General features: G+C 59.3%; 21 protein-coding genes and 1 tRNA gene. 7 read left to right on the plus strand and 15 right to left on the minus strand.

Annotated elements, in window-relative coordinates:
• The first annotated feature begins 66 nt into the window (after positions 1-66).
• Together MUY21_RS08970 and MUY21_RS08975 are read left to right on the plus strand one after the other, a co-directional pair.
• Positions 67-645: a YqaA family protein gene (locus tag MUY21_RS08970; RefSeq protein ID WP_191285843.1), complete on the plus strand. Its 579-nt coding sequence runs from the start codon at positions 67-69 to the stop codon at positions 643-645.
• On the plus strand, positions 642-1,118 hold the full coding sequence (locus MUY21_RS08975; protein ID WP_248409996.1) for a disulfide bond formation protein B: 477 nt from the start codon (positions 642-644) through the stop codon (positions 1,116-1,118). Before MUY21_RS08970 ends, MUY21_RS08975 begins: the two co-directional genes overlap by 4 nt.
• On the opposite strand, the gene MUY21_RS08980 is transcribed toward MUY21_RS08975, so the two are convergent.
• Complete coding sequence (locus MUY21_RS08980) at positions 1,119-1,850, minus strand: RNA methyltransferase (protein ID WP_348984587.1); 732 nt, start codon at positions 1,848-1,850, stop codon at positions 1,119-1,121. It abuts the gene before it with no gap.
• A gap of 94 nt (positions 1,851-1,944) precedes the next feature.
• Between MUY21_RS08980 and MUY21_RS08985 the strand changes: the two genes are divergently transcribed.
• Both MUY21_RS08985 and MUY21_RS08990 read left to right on the plus strand, forming a co-directional pair.
• Entirely contained in the window at positions 1,945-2,274 is a 330-nt protein-coding gene (locus tag MUY21_RS08985) for a TfoX/Sxy family protein (protein ID WP_248409997.1), read from the plus strand.
• Between the two features lie 90 nt (positions 2,275-2,364).
• Positions 2,365-2,994 (plus strand): thiamine phosphate synthase, encoded by a 630-nt coding sequence (locus tag MUY21_RS08990; RefSeq protein WP_248409999.1) that lies wholly within the window; start codon positions 2,365-2,367, stop codon positions 2,992-2,994.
• On the opposite strand, the gene MUY21_RS08995 is transcribed toward MUY21_RS08990, so the two are convergent.
• The 3 genes from MUY21_RS08995 to MUY21_RS09005 all read right to left on the minus strand — a co-directional run bounded on the left by MUY21_RS08995 (position 2,991) and on the right by MUY21_RS09005 (position 4,892).
• Positions 2,991-3,791 carry a lysophospholipid acyltransferase family protein gene (locus MUY21_RS08995; protein ID WP_248410001.1) on the minus strand — a complete coding sequence of 267 codons (801 nt, stop codon included), beginning with the start codon at positions 3,789-3,791 and terminating at the stop codon, positions 2,991-2,993. The two genes, MUY21_RS08990 and MUY21_RS08995, sit on opposite strands and share 4 nt — an antisense overlap.
• A 32-nt stretch (positions 3,792-3,823) precedes the next feature.
• Positions 3,824-4,606 carry a GNAT family N-acyltransferase gene (locus tag MUY21_RS09000; protein WP_248410003.1) on the minus strand — a complete coding sequence of 261 codons (783 nt, stop codon included), beginning with the start codon at positions 4,604-4,606 and terminating at the stop codon, positions 3,824-3,826.
• A 100-nt stretch (positions 4,607-4,706) separates the two neighbouring features.
• Positions 4,707-4,892: a DUF3553 domain-containing protein gene (locus MUY21_RS09005; RefSeq protein ID WP_248410052.1), complete on the minus strand. Its 186-nt coding sequence runs from the start codon at positions 4,890-4,892 to the stop codon at positions 4,707-4,709.
• A gap of 32 nt (positions 4,893-4,924) precedes the next feature.
• On the opposite strand from MUY21_RS09005, the gene MUY21_RS09010 reads away from it, so the two are divergent.
• Positions 4,925-5,524: a histidine phosphotransferase family protein gene (locus tag MUY21_RS09010; RefSeq protein WP_248410005.1), complete on the plus strand. Its 600-nt coding sequence runs from the start codon at positions 4,925-4,927 to the stop codon at positions 5,522-5,524.
• A gap of 6 nt (positions 5,525-5,530) precedes the next feature.
• Here the strand turns inward: MUY21_RS09010 and MUY21_RS09015 are convergent, their stop codons facing one another.
• The 8 genes from MUY21_RS09015 to MUY21_RS09050 all read right to left on the minus strand — a co-directional run bounded on the left by MUY21_RS09015 (position 5,531) and on the right by MUY21_RS09050 (position 11,693).
• Entirely contained in the window at positions 5,531-6,778 is a 1,248-nt protein-coding gene (locus tag MUY21_RS09015; RefSeq protein WP_248410007.1) for a glutamate-5-semialdehyde dehydrogenase, read from the minus strand.
• 27 nt (positions 6,779-6,805) lie between these two features.
• On the minus strand, positions 6,806-7,912 hold the full coding sequence (gene proB, locus MUY21_RS09020) for a glutamate 5-kinase (protein WP_248410009.1): 1,107 nt from the start codon (positions 7,910-7,912) through the stop codon (positions 6,806-6,808).
• The gene (gene obgE, locus MUY21_RS09025) at positions 7,900-8,931 is read right to left on the minus strand and encodes a GTPase ObgE (protein WP_248410011.1); all 1,032 of its coding nucleotides are present in this window, start codon (positions 8,929-8,931) and stop codon (positions 7,900-7,902) included. Before obgE ends, proB begins: the two co-directional genes overlap by 13 nt.
• A gap of 89 nt (positions 8,932-9,020) precedes the next feature.
• Positions 9,021-9,533 (minus strand): GNAT family N-acetyltransferase, encoded by a 513-nt coding sequence (locus MUY21_RS09030; protein ID WP_248410013.1) that lies wholly within the window; start codon positions 9,531-9,533, stop codon positions 9,021-9,023.
• The gene (locus MUY21_RS09035) at positions 9,533-10,051 is read right to left on the minus strand and encodes a GNAT family N-acetyltransferase (RefSeq protein WP_248410015.1); all 519 of its coding nucleotides are present in this window, start codon (positions 10,049-10,051) and stop codon (positions 9,533-9,535) included. The genes MUY21_RS09030 and MUY21_RS09035 overlap by 1 nt, the downstream gene beginning before the upstream one ends.
• A gap of 9 nt (positions 10,052-10,060) precedes the next feature.
• The gene (locus tag MUY21_RS09040; protein ID WP_248410016.1) at positions 10,061-10,600 is read right to left on the minus strand and encodes a GNAT family N-acetyltransferase; all 540 of its coding nucleotides are present in this window, start codon (positions 10,598-10,600) and stop codon (positions 10,061-10,063) included.
• A gap of 196 nt (positions 10,601-10,796) precedes the next feature.
• Positions 10,797-11,066, minus strand: coding sequence for a 50S ribosomal protein L27 (gene rpmA / locus MUY21_RS09045; protein ID WP_191285830.1), 270 nt, complete (start codon positions 11,064-11,066; stop codon positions 10,797-10,799).
• Positions 11,067-11,087: 21 nt separating this feature from the next.
• Positions 11,088-11,693 (minus strand): 50S ribosomal protein L21, encoded by a 606-nt coding sequence (locus tag MUY21_RS09050; protein WP_248410018.1) that lies wholly within the window; start codon positions 11,691-11,693, stop codon positions 11,088-11,090.
• Between the two features lie 326 nt (positions 11,694-12,019).
• On the opposite strand from MUY21_RS09050, the gene MUY21_RS09055 reads away from it, so the two are divergent.
• Entirely contained in the window at positions 12,020-14,188 is a 2,169-nt protein-coding gene (locus MUY21_RS09055) for a sulfotransferase (RefSeq protein WP_248410020.1), read from the plus strand.
• A 55-nt stretch (positions 14,189-14,243) separates the two neighbouring features.
• On the opposite strand, the gene MUY21_RS09060 is transcribed toward MUY21_RS09055, so the two are convergent.
• Together MUY21_RS09060 and MUY21_RS09065 are read right to left on the minus strand one after the other, a co-directional pair.
• Complete coding sequence (locus tag MUY21_RS09060; RefSeq protein ID WP_248410022.1) at positions 14,244-15,131, minus strand: hypothetical protein; 888 nt, start codon at positions 15,129-15,131, stop codon at positions 14,244-14,246.
• The gene (locus MUY21_RS09065; RefSeq protein ID WP_248410024.1) at positions 15,131-15,985 is read right to left on the minus strand and encodes a DUF2059 domain-containing protein; all 855 of its coding nucleotides are present in this window, start codon (positions 15,983-15,985) and stop codon (positions 15,131-15,133) included. Before MUY21_RS09065 ends, MUY21_RS09060 begins: the two co-directional genes overlap by 1 nt.
• 163 nt (positions 15,986-16,148) lie before the next feature.
• On the opposite strand from MUY21_RS09065, the gene MUY21_RS09070 reads away from it, so the two are divergent.
• Positions 16,149-16,238, plus strand: a tRNA-Ser gene (locus tag MUY21_RS09070).
• A gap of 825 nt (positions 16,239-17,063) precedes the next feature.
• On the opposite strand, the gene MUY21_RS09075 is transcribed toward MUY21_RS09070, so the two are convergent.
• Positions 17,064-19,586: an RNA-binding domain-containing protein gene (locus MUY21_RS09075; RefSeq protein WP_248410026.1), complete on the minus strand. Its 2,523-nt coding sequence runs from the start codon at positions 19,584-19,586 to the stop codon at positions 17,064-17,066.
• Between the last annotated feature and the right edge of the window lie 379 nt (positions 19,587-19,965).

Genomic DNA, 19,965 nt, shown 5'->3' on the forward strand with positions numbered 1-19,965 from the left:
TACCATACACGTCCCTTGACCTTGACCACGCCGCATGGTTCGTGAACGAAAACACGGGGCAAGAAGATGATCAGGCGCCTTTACGACTGGACGATGGGACTGGCCGATACACGCCACGCGCTTTGGGCGCTGGCGGTGGTGTCGTTTCTGGAAAGCTCGGTCTTTCCGATCCCCCCCGATGTCCTGATGATCCCCATGATCATCGCCCGCCCCTCACGCGCCTTTTCCATCGCCGGGATCGCTCTGATCGCATCGGTGATCGGCGGCGCATTCGGCTATTTCATCGGCTGGGGGCTTTATGAAAGCGTGGGTCATCCGGTGCTGGAGTTCTATGGCAAAACGGACGAGTTCGGCCATTTCGCGGACACCTACAACCAGTGGGGTGCCTGGGCGGTGCTGATCGCTGGAGTGACGCCCTTCCCGTACAAGGTGATCACGATCCTGTCGGGATCGACGGGGCTGAATTTCGGGGTCTTCATGGTGGCCAGCTTCATCGCGCGGGGTCTGCGGTTTTTCATCGTGGCGGCACTTCTGTGGAAATTCGGCGCCCCCATTCGTGACTTCATCGAGCGCCGATTGGGCCTGATGTTCATCCTGTTCGTCGTGATCCTGCTTGGCGGCTTCTATATGGTGAAATACCTATGAAACTTCTCGACCGCTTCTCAACCGCGCAGCTTATCGCCCTTGCCGCCGTCTCGTCGGCGCTGATCCTTGGCGGCGCGTTCGTCTTTCAGGCGCTTGGCTATGCACCGTGCAAACTGTGCCTGTGGCAACGCTGGCCCCATGCCGCCGCCATCGTGATCGGGGGCGCGGCATTGGCCAGCAAACAACGGGCGCTGGCCTGGCTGGGGGCATTGGCCGCCGCGACCACCTCGGCGCTGGGGTTTTATCACTCGGGCGTGGAACGCAAGCTGTGGGAGGGTCCGGCAGCCTGTTCCGGCGGCGGTGTCGCGGATCTGTCGGTCGAAGACCTGTTGTCGAAGATCAACGACGCCCCCCTGATCCGCTGCGACGAGATTCCGTGGGAGATGTTCGGCCTGACCATGGCCAACCTGAATGCCGTCGGTTCGCTGGGTCTGGCTGTCATCTGGGTTGTGGCCGCCACGCGAAAGGCCTGATCACTCCTGCTTGCCGCGCAAAAGCTGGCGCAGAATGCCGTGGAAGATCTGCACATCCGCGCGGGTCATCGGCATCCGGCTCCACATATTCCTGAGCGTCGTTTTCATCACCGGTGCTTTGGTGGGCGGAAAGAAGAACCCGGCTTCATCCAGCCGCACCTCATAATGCTGGGCCAGTTTCTCGATCTCGATGGCCTGCGCGCGGTCCGATCCTGCCCATTCCATCATTTCGTGGTTCACCTCGGAGGTCTGGCGACGCCATTCATAGGCCGTCAGCAACACGCATTGCGCCAGGTTGAGCGACGCAAACCCCGGATTGACCGGCACCGAGATGATCGCGTTGGCGCGTGCCACCTCGTCATTTTCCAGCCCTGTGCGCTCTGGCCCGAACAGAACTGCAACCTTCTTGCCCACCGTCTGCATCGCGCGTGCCTCTTCCATCGCGCGTTCGGGGCTGAAGATCGGTTTCGCCAGATCGCGCGACCGCGCAGTGGTCGCATAGACATAGTCGCAATCGCCCACCCCTTCGGCCAGCGTGTCGTACACCCCGGCGGCATCCAGAACACGGCCCGCGCCTGACGCCATCGCCACCGCCGACGGGTTCGGCCACCCATCGCGCGGGGAAATGATCCGCATCCGCTCCAGCCCGAAATTCAGCATCGCACGCGCCGCCGCCCCGATGTTTTCGCCCATCTGCGGGCGCACCAGCACGATCTCTGGTTGCGGGCCCAAATTGTCCGTCCTCTGATCCGCCAAGACCGATCCTTTCCTTTGTCTGGCGGCGTGATACGCTGACCGCAGGATCAGGGCAAGCAGGGGCATTGAAATGGCGTTTGACGAAGGAACCTTGGAGCTTCTCAGGCAGGATCTGCAAGATCTGGACGGGCTTGCCGAACGGCGCATGTTCGGCGGTATCGCCTTCATGCTGAATGGCAACATGCTGTGCGGGGTGCACAAGGACGGCGCGATGTATCGCGTCGGAAAAAAGAACGAAGCGGCGGCGCTGGCCCTGCCGGGTGCCCAGCCGATGGCCTTCACTGGACGCCGGATGGGCGGCTTCATCGACGCAGGTCCCGCAGCGGTGGCAGACGACGGCACCCGTGCGAAACTGCTTGAACTTGCCCTTGACTATGTGACCACCCTGCCCCCGAAATGACCCGGTCCAACCTCGCGCCACCCTCGTGCTTGCAAAGACGCGCAGGTCGTCTATGAAGCTGCAAACACCCGATGAAGAGGACCGCACGCGATGGCCGAGACCGAATTGGAACTTCCCCAGCTTTATCTGGTGACACCGCCCGATTTCGAATTGTCTCGCTTTCTCGACCAGCTGGCACGGGTTCTGGATGCGCACGCGACAGCCTGCCTGCGGCTGACGCTGGCGACCGCGGACGAAGATCGCATCACCCGCGCCGCCGACGCCTGCCGCGAGGTCGCACATGCCCGCGACGTGCCCATCGTGATTGCCGACCACGTGTTGATGGTTGAACGGTTGGGGCTGGACGGCGTGCATCTGGGCGATGGCGCGCGCCGGGTGCGCAAAACGCGCGACGAACTGGGCGCGGATGCCATCGTCGGCGCCTTTTGCGGGGCCTCGCGTCATGACGGGATGTCGGCGGGTGAAATGGGCGCGGATTATGTCAGCTTCGGCCCGGCCGGCACCACGCCGCTGGGCGATGGAAGCCGCGCCGATCGCGATCTTTTCGGATGGTGGAGCGAGATGATCGAAGTGCCCGTGGTGGCCGAAGGCGCACTGGACGAGGACACGATCCGTGCCTTGACCCCCGTCACCGATTTCTTCGCCATCGGTGAAGAGATCTGGCGCACCGACGACCCCTCGGCCACGCTGGGGCGTCTGCTGGACGCGATGAGGGGCTAAGACGCCTCGACATCCAGATCGCCCAGACCTGCACGCACCGCCGCCTCGCAATGGGCGGCCAGCGCCTTGCGGCTGTCGAAATCCGACACCTTGACCGGTGGGTGATAGACCACCTCGACCCGCCCTTGCCGGGGCGCGGCCAGCGTCTGCAGCAGATGTGGCGCAAACTCCATATCGCCCCACCAGCCATAGAAACGCGGATCGGCACCGGTGGGGGGGATATAGCGCAATGTCACCGGTTGCACCCACATGAAATCGCGCAGCTCGTCCGCGAAAAAAGCCGCGAACAGCGTTGATTTGAAAGGCAAAATGCGGCGCGAGTCGCTGGATGTGCCTTCGGGAAAGAACAACAGCTTGTGCCCGACAGACAGACGATCCCGAAACACCTTGATCTGCCCTTTGGCCTCGCGCCGGTCGCGATTGATGAACACCGTTCCGGTCGCGCGCGCCAGCCAACCAATACCCGGCCAGCCGGCCACTTCGGATTTCGAGACGAAATAAACACGTTTTCGGGCGTTCAGCGCAAAAATGTCCAGCCAACCGGCGTGGTTTGACACCACCGCCCCGTTTTCGCGCATCGGGGTGCCGGTCGTCGCATAGGGAATGCCCAGGATCACGAATGCCGTGCGACAGACGATCTGGGTGATATGCGGTGTCAACGGGCGCCGGAGGCCGAACAACGGTCTCTCGACCAGTCGCACCAGAAGCAGGACGGCCAGCCCGCCAAAGACCAAAACGGCCAGCGGCAGACCGCGCAGAACGACCCTGACCCAGTCCAGACCGCTTGGGTGAGACACGTGCGGCTCTGGTTCATCCTGCCACAGGGCCGTCATCTGCGCCCGCCCCCGGCATAGATCGCCTTGTGCGTCTGGCTCATTCGTTTGGTGTCCATGATCAGGCAGACATCGGTGGTGTTGAAGGCGTGGTCGACATAGGCCCCGTCGCCGACGACCCCTCCCAGTCTCAGATAGGCCTTGATCAGGGCTGGCACAGCCCGCATCGCGGCGGGGCGGTCGATCTGATCCTCGTCCATCAAATCCATGGGCTGGTAATGTGCCGGTCGCGCCCGCACCCGCAACTCTGGCGGCGCAAGATGACGGTGGTGCAGCAGGGACAAGGGGGCTTTCAATGCGTCGATATCGGTCCCGTGGAACGAGGCCACACCGAACATGAGGTCGATTTGGTGCAGGTCGACATAGTCGGCAAGACCTGCCCACATGACCATCATCGCGCTTCCCCCGCGATAGTCGCGATGCAGACACGAGCGTCCCAGTTCCAGCAATCTGCGGCCCGAGTGTTTCAGCACGCTCAGATCATATTCGTCTTCCGAATAGAACCGGTCCACTCCGCCGGGCGCGTCCGACAGCATGTCGCTGCGCAACAACCGATAAACCCCCACGGCGGGACAGCCCGCCCGTGCCTGATCGAACAGGATCAGGTGATCGAAATGCGGGTCGAAAGCATCCCGTTCCAGCCGCGCGTCATGGTCCACCAAAGCGCCATCGCCGCCCAGTTCTTCAACAAACACCTCATAGCGCAGACGTAGGGCGGCAATCAGATCGGCCTCGTCCCGGGCCAGTCGCAAAAGAAAATCGGGCTGGGGCATCGTCATTAACACTTTGCTAACCTCGCTGGGCTTCTATGGCGATGGTTTCGGGTTTGCAACCGGACGGGACACTTCCTATGGTTGCAAAAGAAGCAAGCAGGTTGCTTCAGGTTGAATGCGGAGGTTCAAACACAGGCATGAGATCCACCAGATCCGACAGGATAACCTGTTTTCCGGCATGTTCGAAATTCACCGTGATCTTGCCCCCGATATTGGACTGCACCTGTCCCAGACCCCAATCGGGTTTCTCGGGGTGACGCACCAGCATGCCCGGCTCCAGCAATGATCCCATTCCCATCCTGTCCTCCTATTCAAGGCGACCCCATGACACGACATAACCGCGACCTGACGGCGCTTATCGGTTCCCGCATCTGCCACGACCTTATCAGCCCTTTGGGGGCGATCGGCAATGGTGTTGAGCTTTTGCAGCTTTCCGGAATGGCTGACAGCCCGGAAATGGCGCTGATTGCGGAAAGCGTGACCAATGCCAACCTGCGCATCCGATATTTCCGCGTGGCCTTCGGGGCGGCACCAGATGATCAGTTGATCGCGGACGGCGAAATTCGCAGCATCCTCGCCCCCGGTGTCGATGGCCGCAAGATCGAGGTGGACTGGACACCGGAAGGCAGCCAGCCCCGCGCCTGTGTCAAACTGGCCTTCCTGATCCTGCAATGCTTTGAAAGCGCGATGCCCTGGGGGGGGCGGATCAGCGTCCGGCGTGACGGGGATCATTGGACGATCCGGGGTGTGGCCGACAAACTGAAGCTGGACCCGGACCTTTGGGCCTTGTTAAGCACCCCACAGGGCGACGCGGATGTGCCCCCGGCCCAGGTGCATTTTGCCCTGATCGCACCGGAACTGGCGCGCCAGAACCGAGCCGCCGGGGTGACGCTGTCGGATCATTCGATCAACGTCGAGTTTTGAACACCATCACGCGCGGGTCGTCCCGTCGCCTTCGACCAGATACTTGAACGAGGTGAGCTGCGCCGCCCCCACCGGCCCGCGCGCATGCATCTTGCCGGTGGCGATCCCGATCTCGGCCCCCATGCCGAACTCGCCCCCATCGGCGAACTGGGTCGAGGCATTGCGCATCAGGATTGCGCTGTCGAGCCGGGTAAAGAACCGTTCGGCGGTGGCGTCGTTCTCGGTCAGGATCGCGTCGGTGTGCGAGGATGAATACCGATTGATGTGCTCAATCGCGCCGTCCACGTCATCAACCACCCGCGCGGCGATGATGCTGTCCAGAAACTCCTTGCCCCAGTCATCTTCGGTGGCGGCAAGGGTGCCCGTCAGCCCCTCGCCTGCGTGAACCTCAACCCCGGCGTCCATCAGGTCGTTCAGGATTGTTTGCCCAAGGCCAACCGCATCGCGGTGCACCAGAAGACACTCCGCCGCGCCGCAAATGCCGGTGCGGCGCGTCTTGGCATTCATCACCACGCGGCGGGCCTTGTCGGGGTCGGCATCCTTGTCGATGAAGATATGCACGATGCCTTCAAGATGGGCAAAGACCGGCACCCGCGCTTCGCGCTGCACGAGGCCCACCAGCCCCTTGCCGCCGCGGGGCACGATCACGTCGATATAATCCGTCATGGTCAGCATCGCGCTGACCGCCGCCCGGTCACGGGTCGGCACGCGCTGGATTGCATCTTCGGGAAGTCCTGCGGCGCGCAAACCGTCTTGCAGGCAGGCATGGATCAACCCGGCGGAATGGAAACTTTCCGACCCTCCTCGAAGGATCACGGCGTTGCCTGCCTTCAGGCAAAGCGCGCCCGCATCCGCCGTCACATTGGGGCGGCTTTCATAGATCACGCCGATCACGCCCAAGGGGGTGCGCACCCGCTTGATATGCAGGCCCGAGGGACGATCCCATTCCGCCAGCACCTCGCCCACCGGATCGGCTTGCCCTGCCACGGCGCGCAGACCGTCGCACATGCCCTTGATGCGATCCTCGTCCAGCATCAGACGGTCCATCATCGCGGGCGACAGGCCCTTGTCGCGCCCAAAAGCCATGTCTTTTTCATTGGCCGCAATGATCTCGGCCCGCCGGTCCCAACAGGCATCCGCCGCCGCCAGCAACGCTTTTTCCTTGGCCTCGGCCGGAGCGAAGGCAAGCACCTTGGCCGCATCGCGCGCGCGGCGGCCAATCTCGGTCATCATGGATGTGATGTCTTCGCTCATCGTGTCCTTGTCCCTTTGTTGTCGCCCTTAAAGGGCCATGTCGTCGCGATGGATCAGGGCGGCGCGGCCCGGATAGCCCAGAATGGCCTCGATCCGGTCCGACCGCTGGCCCTTGATCGCCCGGGCCTCGTCCGCCGTGTAGCGGCTCAGCCCCGCGCCCAGATGGGTGCCGTCCGCACTGTGAATCTCGACCGGATCGCCGCGCTGAAACTCACCGCGCACCGCCGCCACGCCGGCGGGCAGCAGTGATTTCCCGGATCGCAGCGCGCGTTCCGCCCCCTGATCCACCACCACCGCGCCGCGTGATTTCATCGAAGCAATCCAGTGCTTGCGCGCCGCCTTCGGATCGGTGCGCGCAGTAAACAGGGTCGCCGCAGCCCCTTCGGCCAGGGCGCTGAGCGGGTTCATCCGCGACCCCAGCGTGATCGTCATGTCGCACCCTGCCCCGGTTGCCGTTTTCGCGGCCATCACCTTGGTTTTCATCCCGCCCTTGGACAACCCCGTGCCCGCGTCGCCCGCCATCGCCTCGATCTCGGGCGTGATGGTGTCGATCACATCATAGCGGGTGGCGGCGGGGTCATCTTTGGGGTTTCCGGAATAGAAACCGTCCACATCAGACAGCAGCACCAGATGATCAGCGCCCACCGTGACGGCCACTTGCGCGGCCAGCCGGTCATTGTCACCGAAGCGGATTTCATCCGTGGCGACCGTATCGTTTTCGTTCACGATGGGCACGACCCCCAGCGACAAAAGCGTCTCAAGCGTTGCGCGGGTATTCAGGTAACGCCTGCGATCCGCGCTGTCTTCCAGTGTCACCAAAACCTGAGCGGTGGTTGCGCCCAACGGCGCCAATGCTTCTTCATAGGCCCGCGCCAGCCGGATCTGTCCGACAGCGGCAGCGGCCTGCGATTGTTCCAGCGACAAGGTGCCTGCGGGCAGACCCAACACACCGCGCCCCAGTGCGATCGAACCAGACGAGACCAGAACGACATCCGCCCCCCGCGTCTTCAATACCGCCACGTCTGCGGCCAAGGACTGCAACCAGTCTGACTTCAGCGCCCCCGTTTCGACGTCGACCAGAAGCGCCGAGCCGATCTTGACAACGATCCGATTGGCATCGGTCAGGGTTGCCACGTCTGCTTCTCCTCTTGGGGTTTCTGACGGATGCGGTCGTCCGAAATCTCCTTGCGCAACGCCCGCAACACCTCGGTCGTGCCTTCATGTGCAACGCCCGACATCAACATCACGGGACCCGCGACAGCCTGAAGCGTCTTGCGCTTCTCTTCGCGTTCTTCGTCATCCAGCGCGTCGATCTTGTTCAAAACCGTAACGCGCGGTTTGCCGCCCAGAATGTCGCCATAGGCTTCGATCTCAGTGATGATCGTTTGCCAGTCCCCGACCACATCCTCGGATGTGCCATCAACCAGGTGCAGCAGGACGGAACACCGCTCTACGTGCCCAAGGAACAAATCGCCCAGGCCACGACCTTCGGACGCACCTTCGATCAAACCGGGAATGTCGGCCACCACGAACTCGGCCCCATCCACGCCGACCACGCCCAGATTGGGGTGCAGCGTGGTGAAGGGGTAATCCGCAATCTTCGGCCGCGCGTTCGAGGTCGCCGCCAGAAAGGTTGACTTGCCCGCATTGGGCAATCCCAGCAGGCCAACATCGGCGATCAGCTTCAGGCGCAGCCAGATCGTGCGTTCAACGCCCTCCTGCCCCGGATTTGCACGGCGCGGGGCGCGGTTGGTGGAACTGGTAAAATGCAGGTTGCCGAAGCCGCCATTGCCGCCCTTGGCCAGCACGAACCGCTGTCCAACCTCGGTCATGTCGGCGATCACCGTTTCCTGATCTTCGTCCAGAATTTCGGTCCCGACGGGCACGCGCAACACGATGTCATCACCATCGGCGCCAGTGCGCTGTTGCCCCATGCCGGGGTGGCCATTGCCCGCGAAAAAGTGCTGCTGATAGCGAAAGTCGATCAGCGTGTTCAGCCCGTCGACGACCTCGACCACCACGTCGCCGCCACGCCCGCCATCGCCGCCATCAGGACCACCGTATTCAATATACTTTTCGCGCCGGAACGACACGCAGCCCCCGCCACCGGACCCGGACCGGATATAGACCTTGGCTAGATCGAGGAATTTCATGGGGCACACGCCTTTTCTGGTTACGGTATTGGCGATAGAGGGAAATGCGCCGGGGCTCAAGAGTTCAAGCGGTTTGATGCGCAATCCGCTCAGGATTCTGTGGGGCGCGGCAAGATGAAGCTGCGCAGCGGAAAATCACCCCCGCGCGCAGCGCACCAGCCTGTTGTCGGCTCGGTTTCGACAAAGCCCAGCTTGGCCAGAACCCGCGCGGATGCCGGGTTGTCGAAAAACGCCGTGGCGCGGACCGCGTCCCAGTCATACTGCGCCCAGACATGCGTGATCAGCTTTTGCCCCATTTCGGTGGCAAACCCCCGGCCCCAATGTTCCGGCGCAAACATATAGCCCATTTCGGGGCCCGCTTCGTCGCGGGACATGATGCCCATGGCGCCGACCAACTGGCCGCGATGAAACACCGGCCCGGCCATGCCCGTCACAGGGTCACAAGGATGACAGCGTGAACGGGTGAAGGCAGGATCGGCGGGCCAGGGCCAACTGGACGTCATGCGCACCACGTCGAAATGCGACACAAGCGCATGAAATGCCTCGGCATCCGACGGCTGAAGGCGGCGCATCATCAACCGGTCGGTGACGAGCCGGGTCATCATTGGGAACGCTGCCAGTCGTCGCGGGTCAGGGAGAGCTTTATAAGTTCCATATCATTACCTTGCGCGACACAGCTCACCCTTTCGATCACGCCGGTTTCGCGAAAGCCGAGCTTCGTCAGCACGGCCCGCGAGGCGGCGTTGCCGCGAAAATAACCCGATCCCATCCGGTCGATTTCAAGATTTTCGAAGGCCCAATCCACCAACGCCGTCGCCGCCTTGGTCATTATGCCGCGCCCCTGATGGACACGCCCCAGCCAAAAGCCCAGCGTTGGGTCCAGCCCGATCACGCCCATGACCTGCCCGTATTCCTCGATCGCCAACCCGCCCAAAGGCGAGGTGTCGGCCAGATGGGTCAGAAAGCCGTTGAAATCGGACAAGCGATAGGGATGCGGCACGACCGTCAGCCAGCGCGAAACCTGGTAATCATTCAGCAGGCCAACCACCTGCTCGCCATCCGCAGCCCCAAGCGGGCGAAGCGTCAGCCGCCCCGCCCTGATAACAAACTTATCTGCCATGACAACAGCTTACGAGATCTTGTTGATATAGGTCCAGGTCGGCACATTGGCATTGCGGGACACGCAATGGCTTTCGGCATCCCCGATATATTCAAAACCGGCATGGGTCAGCACACGGGCCGAGGCCGGGTTGTCCTGAAACACTTCGGCAAAGATCGAGGTGTTGTTCTGGGGGTTCGCCGCGACAAGCGCCTGCACCGCTTCCGATGCAATCCCGGTGTTCCAGAACCCCGGCACAACCCAATAGCCAAGCTGCGATTGCGCCCGGTCCAGATGGGTCAGGCTGATCACGCCCAGAACCTCGCGCCCGTCATCACGCGCGCCATCCATCACCCAGACATCTTCCTGGCGATCATCCTGCAAGGACCGTTCAATGAACGCCTCGGTCGTGCCGGGCGGCAGGGGATGCGGGATCGAGCGGGTGCCGTTCGCCACACGCTCATCCGCCGTGTACAGGGACAGGATACCCACATCCGACCGGCGGACAGGGCGGAGCACAAAGCGATCCGCCTCGATCAGCGGCTGGCGTGTGATCTCTGCATGCTTCATGGCTTTCCCTCCTCTGAAAAGCGCAGGATGCACCGGGTTGGTCAGGTCTGTTCCAATGACATATCGCAGGATATGGGGGGTAATAAGACCAAAATATGAAATCCCGATGAATGGCAGATAGGTGTTTGATACAAAAAGAAAAGGGGCCGGCTGTCACAGCCGGCCCCTGGTTTTTCACAACCTTGTCAGGTTCGGCTTATTCGGCGGCCTCCGCCACCGGGAGAACCGAAATAAAGGTGCGGCCTTTCAGGCCTTTATGGAATTTGACGGCGCCTTCGGCGGTCGCGAATATGGTGTGATCCTTGCCCATGCCGACATTTTCGCCCGGCCACATTTTGGTGCCGCGCTGACGCACGATGATGTTGCCGGGGATCACGGCTTCGCCGCCATATTTCTTGACGCCAAGGCGACGACCGGCCGAGTCGCGGCCGTTACGGGATGAACCGCCTGCTTTTTTATGTGCCATGTTCTCTCTCCTTAGCTCAGATTAGGCCAGCGTTTTGGCCTGCTCAACCCACTCGGGCTTAACCTTGACGGCGTCGAAGCTGTCAACGTCAACCGCCGCAAGCTGGGCGAACGTGGTGATGCCGGCATCGGCCAGCTTCTTGGCGGCGGCGGGGCCGACACCGGTGATGGCGGTCAGGTCATCCGCAGCAGCGGCTGCTTCTGCCTTCTCGGCCGTCTTGGGGGCCGCCTTTTTCGGCGCAGCTTTCTTGGCCGGAGCAGCAGCAACGCCACCCGATACCGAGCCTGCGCCAATCGCAGCTTTCACGCCCGATTTGTCCGCGCCCTTTTCAAGGATGTCGGTCACGCGGATCAGCGTCAGTTGCTGACGGTGGCCCTTGGTGCGCTTCGAGCCGTGCTTGCGGCGACGCTTCACGAAGTGAATGACTTTTTCGCCTTTGATCTGGTCGATGACCTCGGCCTGCACGCCTGCACCGGATACGGTGGGGGTGCCGACGGTTGCACCAACCATCAGAATCTCGTTGAACTGGACTTTGTCGCCCGCAGCCGCAGCCAACTTTTCGACGCGCAGCACGTCGCCAGCCTGAACTTTATACTGCTTGCCGCCGGTTTTCAGAACCGCAAACATTTGATCTTCCTTCATATTCCGCGTTCTGTGGTCCCGGCAGGGCCGGTGTTTGTCGAAGGGTTGATCCCTTCCCTTACCGCGAACAGCGCGCCCCGATGGGCAAAGTTAAACGCCCCCACGCGGGATAATCCCGGCAGGAGTGGCGGCTTATCGGTTGAAAACGCCCGCAAGTCAAGACGATTTCCGGGGAAAATCGCATCCCGCGTGCGCCCTTGCCCGCACCGCCCCTTGCGACCCTTCGCATGACATATTAGGCCATGAAAGGAAACCCTGCGGCGGTGCAGCCCCCTGCACTTGCCCGCCGACCCAAGCGCAAGGAGCCCGCGATGCTGCCGCTGAATGCCAACCAGATCCCGGTCATGTTCAATCGCGCGATGGGGCTGGCGCGCAGCGGCAAACCGCGCGACGCGCTGGATCTGTTGGCGCAGATCGCCAAACTCGCCCCGACCCGCGCCGAGATCCCGTTTCACATGGGGCAGATCCACATGCAGGCCGGGCGTCCGAAGGACGCAAGCCACTTTCTGGCCCGCGCGGCCGAGCTGGCACCGGGCGAGATGAAGGTGTGGCAGGCCTACGCTGCCGCCGTTGCCGCCCATGGCGATGATGCGGCGCTGAAGGCTGCGAAGGCGCGTTTGAAGGCTGCCAAACTGGGCGCGCGTGACCGCAAGGCCATCGCCAAGGCAATGCAGGCGGTCCAGACCAGCACCGCGCGCGTGACCTTGAACGTGTCGAAGGATGAAATCAACGCTCTGGTGGGGCGGGTCAATGCCGGGCACATGGCCGAAGCGGAAGCACAGGCGCGCCAGTTGATCGCGACCCGCGGCGGCAGTGAAATTCTGTCCACCATCCACGGCGCTGCCCTTGCCAGTCTTGGCCGCACCGACGAGGCAGAGGCCGCCTTTCGCCATGCCTTGTCCATTGATCCCGATTATGGCGAGGCCGCCGCGCAACTGGGCCAACTGCTGCTGGCCGAAGGGCGTCATCAGGAGGCCAGGCCCATTCTGTTGCACGCAAGGCGGCTGATTCCGCATAACCCGATCGTTCTGGGCAATCTGGGCAAGCTCTATCAGGATCTGGGGTCACCGACCGAGGCGGTGGAGTGTCTGGATCGCCTTTTGAAACAGGATCCCGAGAACCGCCTGGCCCTGATGACGCGCGCGCAGGCTCATCTGACGCTGGAAAACGCGGCCGCCGCACGGACCGATCTGGATCATCTGGAACGGCTTGCGTCCCCCACCGGCGAAACGCTTGCCCTTGGCGCGGTGGCGCGCAAACTGGCCGGCGATGCCGACGGTGCGCATACGCAGATCAAGGCGGCGCTTGAGGCAGATCCCAACAGCCTGCGCGTGATCACCATTGCCGCCAACATCCTGCAACAGGAAGGCGCGATGAACGAGGCCGACGCCTTGCTGCGCGATGCGCTGGCCCGCGGTGTCCGCTCGGGCGCGATTTACCGGATGATCGCACATGGCAAAAAACTTGCCGCCGATGATCCGGTGGTCACCGAAATGCAGGATTTGTGGCAGCGCGATGACCTGCCCGACGAAGGCCGGATGGATCTGGGCTATGGTCTTTTGAAGGTGATGGAAGACACGGGCGATTACGATCAGGCCTGGCACTACCTGTCGCGCGCGAACGAGATCATGGCCAGGCGCCACCCCTATGGACGCGCCAAGGCCCAACGGGATTTCGACAAGCTGCGCGCTTTTCTGGACGGGTTCGACCCCGACCGGATCGGCACGGTCGGGTTTCAGGACAACCAGACCATCTTTGTCACCGGCCTGCCCCGGTCCGGGACCACGCTGGTCGAACAGATCTTGGCCAGCCACTCGACTATCACCGGCGGGGATGAGTTGAGCATCCTGCATCCTCTGGCGTTCGAGGCGGTGGCGAAAACCGACCGCGACGGCGGCACCATTGCCGACATGACCCCGGCCCAGCTTGAGGGCATCGGTCGCGCCTATCAGGCCGCCATCGACATTCGTCTGCCGGGGGCCGAGCGGATCACCGACAAGACGATCTCGACCTATCAGATCGCGCCGCTTTCGTGGCTGGCGCTGCCCAATGCCAAGATCGTCGCGCTGCGCCGCGATCCGCGTGACAATTTGTGGTCAATGTTCAAGAACCGCTTTGTCACGGGGCTGCATCTTTACACATACACCCAATCCGATCTTGTCGAGACCTATCGCCTGTTCACCGAATACCTTGCCCTGTGGCGCGAGATGGCACCTGACCGGATATACGAGCTGGAATACGAATCCCTCGTCGCCAACCCCGAACACGAAGTGCGCAAGCTGCTCGAGTTCTGCGAACTGGACTGGGAGGACGCCTGCCTGGATTTCCACAAGACCGACCGGGATGTGAAAACGCTGTCACTGGCGCAGGTGCGTCAACCGCTCTACAGCTCGTCCATCGGCAAATGGCGCCGGTATGAGGCGCATCTGGGCGAGATGCTGGACGGGCTGAAAGGACTGGACGGGGTGCCCGACGACTGAGCGCGCGCCGTATGCCGCGCGCCCTGCCCGGATCACCACCCGCCGTGATCCGGCATCACAGGTCTTGCTGCGCCCCGAACTCGCCCACGGCGCGTCCAAGATCCGAGGACAACCGAATATAGATCTGGTCCAGCGCCTCGAACATCGCATGGTTCAGCGCGTGACCCGCCGGGGTGGCCGAAAAGGCAACGTAGTCGTCCAGCACCTTTTGTGACACCGGGCCATAGGCCGTCGACAGGAAGGCAAACAGCCATTCAGACGTGTCACGCCGAATTTCCGTCTCCTGCGACCAGACTTCGAACAGGATTTCCTGCTCAGTCAGTTTCTCGGCCGCCACCGGATGGGCATCGGTCATCGCCCGCAAAAAGGCATAGTTCGAATTCAGCGCCCCCATGACATTGCGTTCAACCAGGTCATTGACCTCGACAAAACGCAGAATGGCGTCTTCATGTGGCGTCAGCGCGCGCCCGCTCAGCCAGGCAGTGCGGGCGCGGTCTTCGACCCCGGGTTCCAGAAAGGCGCGGCGCGCCGAGATCTCAAGTTCGACCACGCGCTGCATGTCTTCGGAGGCATAGAAGATGTTCAGCGCCTCAAGATGCGCGGGGTCCAGCGCCGCCTCCATCGCGCTTTCAGCATCGGCTTTCAGCCGGTCGATGTCATAAATGGCCTGAACCCGCCGCTCCCACGCGGTCCCGCCGGGATGACCCAGCAGGTCGACATCTGCCTCAAGCGCCATGGTGGCGCCTTCCACCTGCATGATGTCCAGCAGATCATTCAGCCGCAAAAGCGACCACAGCGTGTCGTAGGCTTGCGCTTGCACCGTGTCGGGTGCCGTCGGCGACTGATCGCGCACCCCTGCCCAACCTTCTGCCGCACTGCCGCCGATCGCCAGCGCAACAAGCACAGCCGCGACGCGCAGGAAAGGGCGCAGGCGATGGGGCATCACAACTCCTGTTCGGGTTGCAGATCGACCAGACGGCTGGCCAGAGTTTCATAGCGTTCCGCCATGATCTGATACTGGACCGCGTTCAGAATTTCATAAACTTGACCCATCTTCGGATCCTGAAGCGCCGCCAGATAATCGATCAGCTCTTCGTCCGACAGATCACGATATGCATAAGCATTGGCCACAAGGCTGTTGACCTCAATGCTCTTGCGCATCTCGTCGCTCTGCTCCATCAGCATCAGACGCAGGTCCTCCTCCGAAATGTCAAAATCACTGACGCCGGCCGCGACGGCGGCCATCAGGTAACGCACCTGGATTTCGACAATCGACCGGATCGCCGTTTCCGTGGACCCGATCGCCGTGCCCATTTCCCGAAACAGTTCAATGCGAATGCTGTTTTGCTTCAGCAACTCGCCGGTCAGCCGCTCGCCCTCGGCGTATTTCACGGTGTCATCGGCCATGTGGCTTTCGTTTTCCACCTCGACCAGGCGTTGACCCAGCGGGCTGCCATAGAAGGCCGCGCCATGGTCCAACAACTCGTCCGGCATCACCGCGGCGATCATCTCAACGGCTTCCGAGATCATCTCGTCAGGGTCGAACACCTCTTCGGCCAGCTTGACCCATTGGCGACCGAACACATCGGGATCTTCGCCGGTCAAGGCCGGACCTGCCATCGCGCCTTGCTGGATCGACGCAATCGCCACGTCAAACCCCGTGACCTTCAGAAATTCGCGGATCTCCTGTTCCTCGGCCGCCTGTGCTGCGGACACCGCCCCCAGCACCAACAGGACAAAGGCCATCATTGAAGGACCCAGCCGCGGCAACATGGGCGCCAATCTGTCGAGTTTCATTGCAACATCTGCCTTTTCGACTGCTTCGATCCCCCGCAGCCTAGCCCCCCACCGGGCGGGTGCCAAGCTCTGCCCGATCACGAAACCGCTGTTCGGCGGTGATTTGTTCAAAAAATGGCTTGCACATGCCGCGCGGTCGAATTATGCCCCCCAAGACCCCCGCGGAGAGGTGCCGGAGTGGTCGAACGGGGCGGTCTCGAAAACCGTTGTGGGTGCAAGCCCACCCAGGGTTCGAATCCCTGTCTCTCCGCCACTACAGCTTGTAAGGTACTGATATCGTTATAATTTTTAGCAAAATGGGCTGCCACCCCCCTTCTTATCCCCCACCCCATCTTTGATAAGCGAAACACCAAATTGACGGATAAGATTGCGCCTGAGCTGCTGATCCATGTTTGCTTTTATCGAGTTTGGCCTTTAGCAGACCATCATTGGGGAACAATTTTCTGTCGAACAGCGTAATTAGACCTGTTCGACGGGTGAATGATCATCTCTTTGGCAGTCGGGAAATCGCGCTAGGCACTTGCCCAGTAACCAAAGAGGCTATGAACTCGCCCTTGGAAAGACGGGTCGCGAAGAACTGCCAGTTTGATTTGTATGGTGAAATGCACCACAGATTACCATCGTCAAAGTCTAGGCACACGACACGGTTGCTATCTGCCCATCTGTTTGTGATCTGACGTCCATAACCGTTGAAAACAAACTGATCTAAAATACCCCCTAGTCCACGGTTTTGCTCCATTCCTTGAAGGAATGTTGATCTGTCACGTTTAAGCCGTGTTCCGTCGACCACCCAGATCAAATTCCCATAGAACTCTTCTCTTTCCCGTCGCTCTCCAGCGCTAATATGCGAATGCTGAAACTCTATAACCAATCCACTCGGAGTTCTTAAATCCGCGAAATGTGTTTCTCCATCTTCACTACGTAGATAACACTCCTGCCAATTCCTTGGGAAATGATCTTTCCATGTCCGATGCCATTTTGTCTCGGGTTTGCCCGCGCAACAATTGCTGTTGCAGCAATCTATTGCATTTGCGGCAAGCCGGTTGCTGCAACGGACAGGTGATCGCGTAGAACGTACCTAACAAGAAATTGCTTCAATAGTTCGAATGCATCTTTGGGTTGTTTCTGTGTTTTCAAAAACGATCGCCCCTCTCTTTAGATCATTGCGCAGGTTTTTCAGAACCGAAACCCGTCGTTTCCCGATATCCCCACCGCGTTCTTCGGCAAGAAATCGGCACGCATCTATCAACGGATCGTAGAGCGGCTCTGCAAGTTGGCCGTGCGAGCTATGGACCTGTCGGAAGACTTTGACCAGTTGGTTATCGTAATCGATCTGGCGGGCGCAGTGAACCAACGAGAAAGCCGTGTTTCGTACGCTTTTGTAGTTCCAGGTCACGTCCGCGCCGGTGATCCAGAAATAACTGTATGCCTCTACATGCCCAAGCAGAGCCTCTGAATAGAGATCAAAAGCATCCGAGTGGTTGCTGTCTCGACCCTTGAAATAGCATACTACAGATCTTCGGGCCTTAAACTCCATTTTCACACTATCTGCATATGACTTTCCGTTAATTACGTGATCGCAAATCTCCAATTGGTTTTTGTGGGAGTGCCCATGAGTGCGCTCCATAATCAGCCAATTCCGCATTCCGTTAGCGTCTTCATAGCCCTGATCGACACAGTATTGGAAATCCTCTCGAGCCTCCGCGATCATTGGCGTACTCTGCATGGCGTACACAATTGCCCTTAAAGACCTAAACGCTGGGTTTTCCGCTACTCTTACAGAATACGGCCTTGTAACCAAAGAAAGTGCATCCGAAAATTGTTCCTTCGAAAGAAATCGATCAACTTCACTTTCAACAATCACAACTTCCTTTGGTTTCTTTTGCCCTGCCGATTTGAATGCCTTTACTCTTTCTCTTATTGTCTCACCAAATTTCAATTCGCTTGTTTTTCCACGGATGAAAGTTCTAGTGACGGGGTTGAGGAAGTACTTTGTTTCGCCCTCGTTGGAGACCACAGTAGAAAGGAAGAAACCGATTAGCTGACCAATGCTATCTGCGATTGCGCCATCGCCGATTCTGATAATTGTAGATATTTCTGGGTTTCCTACTGGATTTCCGAATTCACCTATTGCAGCGAGCACGTGTCTTGCATTGTTGTTTCCGGGTAGAGATTGGTACTCCCGTTCAAAAAGGTATTTTCTAGCTTCTTCTCCTCTTCGTTCAAGGAATATCTCGTGAGCTTTTTGATAAGTTCCCGTCACCTTTCGCAGTCGAATGATAGTCTCAACAATTAAAGGAATCGCCTCGGTTGTCTCCTTCAGATCGTTGTTGAGATATTTCGCGTCTGGGATTGGCACTTGAAATTGATTGCAACAGTTCTTTACGAACTCCTGATACTCGTTTTCTTTTGTGAATCCGGTAACCTGAATTGAACTCTCCGCAGAGACCGGTTCATTTCTTTGGGTGTAGAGCATTCGAATCGTTTGTTTTGCTCGAATGGCCATCATGAACAGAGCGTCAAAGCCCGCTTCCTGCTTCTTTGTGATCAAAGTATCGATATCGTCGAATACAATAAACACGTTCTCGTGAGAAAAGACTTCTTTGACGCGTTCTTCTAAACCGGCTTTGTTGAGCTCTGAGAAATCTTCCGTGGCAGAGTAATCTGCGGCTATCAAAATGGCTCTTAAGATCCCCTCGTAGTTTTCAAAATCGACATCCTTTGTATCCTGAATCTTCCCGGTTAACGTATTTAACTCCTGCTCCTTTGCACTCAAAAAAATTACGCGATCGAAGGTGGTTCCATCCACAGTTTTTATTCTACTACCAAAATCTCGTAAGATGCTCGCAAACTCGTGGGCAATCGTGCTTTTTCCACTACCCCCTCTCCCCCAAAGAAATGCGCGCGGCTGGTCATGCGAACTCACCCAGTTCAAGAGCTGGGACAAAACGTCGATACGACCCACAAATCTCCCGATTGTTGATGGTGACGGGGGCATAAAGTTCTGCAATTTTGCAGTCAGTACATTGCCTTCACGCGGACCGAAAAGGAATGATATATTTCGGCTTTCAGCTTCCAAAACCTCGTGCCCCTGCCGAAACCACAACATTCCTTTCTCGTATTTGCCCAATTGTTTTTTCAGGACGACAGGAGGAACGTTCGGTTTTCGTTTTGGAACCACGAGCAGATCAACAACTGCCCCAGCATGGTCCACATGTAGGTGCCGGACATTAATTGAAACTTCGGACAATTCACGGAGCCGTGTGTTTAGACGTTCTATGTCAATCGTTTTTTTGTTGTGTCCGCTTGTTCGGCATTGGTCATCTACTCCAACAACCACAATGCCGCCAAAACTGTTGTAAAACCCAAAGATTAACCTGCAAATACCGGCAAAATACTCGTCTCCTAAATTTTGCGGATAATCCCGTTTGTAATCAAATAAAGAGTCCTCTTGGGCCCAGAAAACTCCATTTTCGTCTTGGAGCTGTTCTACTAAAGAAATTGCATTTTGGAAATCTGCGGATTTCCTAATTAATTGTTCGGCGGATTGTTCAATCAGTGAAGGGTTCAATAGTAGCCTCAAATCAGCAGGTTGTTTCATTTCTCATACAACTATCGATAGTAGCGCGATCCGTGATGAAATTTCCAGTGCTGGCTTTCGCCTATTGTGTCGAAAATGTTTATCCTAGTGGAGAAGCAACCATATCCCATTCCCGCCCTCGCGGCGAATGCCCTACATTTGGCGCGCTAAAGGCTATGGATGTCCGTTTGTCGAAGCTTCGATAGACCGTTTCGCGCCAACGGCGAAAGTCTGCTTTCCGCCCGATCCGCCCTGACCAAACCGACAAAACCGACAAAACTCAGTTTGGGTGAGTGTAGCTCTACGTTTTGTCAGTTAAGTCAGTTCTGTCAGGGCGGGTGTTGATGCAACACGCCCGAACAGGGCTCAGCCGTTGAACACCGCCGGATTGACCAGGAAG

This window comes from Aliiroseovarius sp. S2029 (assembly GCF_023195575.1).
GTDB lineage: Bacteria > Pseudomonadota > Alphaproteobacteria > Rhodobacterales > Rhodobacteraceae > Aliiroseovarius > Aliiroseovarius zhejiangensis.